Source organism: Micromonospora sp. ATA51, from assembly GCF_016802855.1.
GTDB classification, from domain to species: Bacteria; Actinomycetota; Actinomycetes; order Mycobacteriales; family Micromonosporaceae; genus Micromonospora; species Micromonospora sicca.
This window is the reverse complement of sequence record NZ_JAEVHJ010000493.1, coordinates 1-3327: the sequence shown is the minus strand read 5'-3', so window position 1 is coordinate 3327 and position 3327 is coordinate 1. Positions and strand designations below refer to the sequence as shown.

At 64.0% G+C, this 3327-nt stretch carries 3 protein-coding genes; all 3 read right to left on the bottom strand.

Annotation, left to right across the window (positions count from 1 at the left end; all coding sequences use genetic code 11):
* On the bottom strand, window positions 1–840 hold an 840-nt coding region (locus JNW87_RS36550), incomplete at its 3' end, for a hypothetical protein (protein WP_238455285.1).
* Entirely contained in the window at window positions 773–1384 is a 612-nt protein-coding gene (locus JNW87_RS36545) for a PIN domain-containing protein (RefSeq protein ID WP_109799874.1), read from the bottom strand. The genes JNW87_RS36550 and JNW87_RS36545, both read right to left, overlap by 68 nt.
* A gap of 46 nt (window positions 1385–1430) precedes the next feature.
* Window positions 1431–1901, bottom strand: coding sequence for a helix-turn-helix domain-containing protein (locus JNW87_RS36540; RefSeq protein WP_109799873.1), 471 nt, complete (start codon window positions 1899–1901; stop codon window positions 1431–1433).
* Window positions 1902–3327 lie beyond the last annotated feature (1426 nt).

Genomic DNA, 3327 nt, shown 5'->3' with positions numbered 1-3327 from the left:
CTTGACCGCCGCCAGGATCCGACGCGCCCGATCCTCGGCGGGTTGATCAACGAGTATTCGCAGGCAGCATAGCCGAACCGGCTTTACGAGCCCCACAGGGTTGCCGTCCGCGTCGATGAGCTCCCAGCCGGCGGTCAGCAGCTCGAACAGGACGCGGCGGATCTCGTCCGTGGAGGTGACCAGCGGGAATGACGGGTTCTTATAGAACGATTGCACGACCTCGCGCGGGGTCAGCGCGCGGTCGAAGCCGTCGAGGAGTGCGGCCAGGTAGCCGGCGGACAGCGCCGCGGGCGGCGCCGCCCGACCCGCCTCAAGGAGAGCAGTCCATACATGTGCGCCATTGAGCGCGGTCCGGCTGTCGTCATCGAACCGTTTGAACTCGACGTATAGTTCTCCGGCACGGACCAGGTAGGCGTAGTGCTGGTAGGCGCGTTCAACGTCGCGGCGCAGCTTGCCCGCCGCATCGTCGTGCTTTTTGCGGGCCGCCTCCTCCTCGCCGGCAGGCCGCGGCGCGGCGCCGGTTCTCGGCGGGCTGTCGTGCGGGCTTGTGGCTGTCTGGCGGAGGAGCGCGGCCAGTCCTTGCCACGTCGCGGGGGCGCTGTCGGAATCAGGATGATCGGTGGTCGCCAGCAGCGGCTGTACTTCAACGCGGGTCTGGGTGACCTGATAGAGGCGAAGCGAGGAACTCGAAGCGGTGCCAAGGAGTCCCAGCGGGGGCTGGTGCTGGTCGACCGACCTGACTCTTGGCGGCTTGGAGCCTGGAGCCGCGTGGTCACCAGATCCGGAAGCGCTCGTCGGTTCTGAGTAGAAATGCGAATCGTCCAGCCCCCGCCTTGTCAAGGCTGTCTGTGCTGGAGTCCGCAGCCTCCTCTTCGCTCAGCTTGTTGCGGTGTTGCCAGTACATGACCTGGGACAGGAAGCGCCGCCGAACAAGCTCTGGGTAGCGGTCGGCGATCATGCAGAGGAAGGCATCGACGTGCTGTACGTCGATGCCAGCGTTGACCTGGTCGAGACACTGCTGGAAGTCGTCGATGTCGCCGTCGTGTGTGATGAGGATGTCGACTCTGCCACTGTGGGCGGCGGCCAAGACATGGTGATCATTCGGATCTTTGGGGCAAGGGACGGACTGGGGATCCCAGTTGGTGACCTTGGCTTCAGGGAAATTCTCGTCCATCAAGTCACGCCAACGCTCGATCTGCTGCTCCGGCGCGTCTGGGTGATTACGGCGTAGATGGTAGAAGGCCTCAGCCAGTACGGCTTCGCTCCACCGAAGCTCATAGGCGGTGTGGTGGCTGTCGAGAGCCATCAACACCAACCAATCACGCAGGCATCGCGAGTACAGAACGTTGGCATCTACGAACACTGTAAGCGGCACCGGCAGCACGCGTTCAGGCTACCGATGCCGCATGGCTAAAGCCATAGTGAGAGGTTTACTCGTATATGCCCAAATTGTCCTGCTCGGCCATCAAGGCTTCATAGGCCTCGCGCTGTTGTGAGATACGGCGCCGACGGTAGGCCAGTACGTCTCCTAGCGCTACTCGTCGGTGAGTGCCTACCTTGTGTGACTTGATCGAACCTTTATCAAGCAGGCTGATCAACGTCGGTCTAGACACGCCTAGCACTCGTGCGGCCTCACTGGTGGTGAGCTCTCGCGCAACCTCGCTCACGACCACACCGTCCCCACGATCCAGGACGGCGCTTACTTGCCGCAATAGATCAACCACCAGGCTGGGAACGGCGACAGATGCCGCGTTGCGGGCTACTAGGCGTACCTCATCGCGGTCAAGCTGTGAAAGGAGGGCGAAGAGGGACTTCAGTGAGTCGTACTCCGGGCTGTCCTTCCGGTTGGCTGCTTCGGAAAGTCGGAGCGCCGTTGCCGCGAGTGTCGTCGCCGTGGCCATGATCTACTCCTCGCTGCGGAGCCTGCTTGTGCGAGGCTCGCGCACCTAGTTTCGGTTACATCTGCAGCATGTGCAACCAGCTTTGACTTATTTCACTTACCCTTCAGTTTAGCCGAGAGCTGGCGTCTTCGCCTGCTAGTCACTGAGTGGGCGGGGGACTGGGCCAAGGCTGTCCGCTCGCTGGAGCGCAGGGGGTGCTGGAACCATGCAGAGCCGCTGGTCCCAGGGGTCGTAGCGGGGCGAGAAGTGCCGGTCGACGTCGTAACCGTGCAGGTAAGGCCAAAGACCTTCATAACGGGCGTCTCGTCCGGGTCGGCGACCGGCGCGGGTGACAGATCATGGTTGCTCCGTGGCTGCTCCGACGTCGGGGAAACTGGTCCGGACATACAGGGACTCGCTCGGGTTCTGAGGCCTCATCTGGTGGCGAGCGGCGTCGCCCATGGCGGCGTTGACAGAGAAATAGCAGCCGAGTTTGCCGGCTTGGTCGATTTCGTCGGGCGTGCCGTTGAACCAGTGAAGGATGGCGCCGGGGTGAGGTTGGCGTTTGAGTGCGTCGATCAGTCCGGGTGTGGCCGGTGCTGCAGGTCGAGGCCCAGTTAACGCTGCGCGCACTCGCCGCCGTCGGCATGACCACCCGAGCGAAGATCCCTGCTGTGCATCAGGCCTACCAGTGACGGTCCTAGGACTGGCTCGGACGGCTTCATTTGGGCAACTCGTGGTGTGAGCGGTCTGCCCGTGATGCGGGAAACGGGAAAGGGATCCAAGCCGCTGGTGTTGGTCTGCTGCTGGAACGAGGGCAGCCGGTCCCCGCGCCGGCTGGTTGGCGCGGGGACCGGTGGTCGGTGGCCTGCGGCCGGGGCTGCTCCACCTGCACGTGGCCGTGGCCAGCAGCCGGGAGGCGGCCTCGCCGACCGCCTCAGCTTCCCCGTCGAAACCGTGGCGCGCCGCGGTCGCGCATGTGGCTGTGGATAACTCTCGTGTCTGTGGATAACGCCCTGATCATGTTCCGGTTGTGCTACCGCCAAACTCGGCGTGAAGGCCTCATGGAGTCGCAAGCCGGCCGTCTTTGACCTGTTGGAGGTGTTGGCGGGCGTCAAAACCGGTTGTCGAGCGGTGGTACGTCGGTGATGGCGAGGTCGGGGCGTGGGCGTCGGTAGCGGACGAGATGGCGCCATCGGTGATGCTCGTAGGCGGTGTCGACCTCAATCTCGGCGGCGACTGCGGGGAGGACCGGGGTGTAGGGGAGGGGGTGTGGCCGCTCCAGCTGCCCGGTCCAGGAGGCGGGCAGTGGTTGCGGCCAAGGATGGGCGTCTGGTGCTGCGGTGTAAGAGCCTGGTAAATAAGGGTTTCAGGTGTGTTGGTGGCGGGCGAGGCGGCGGGTCATCATGATGATCATGGCCCATTGGACCATCGCGGCGTGGTGGGC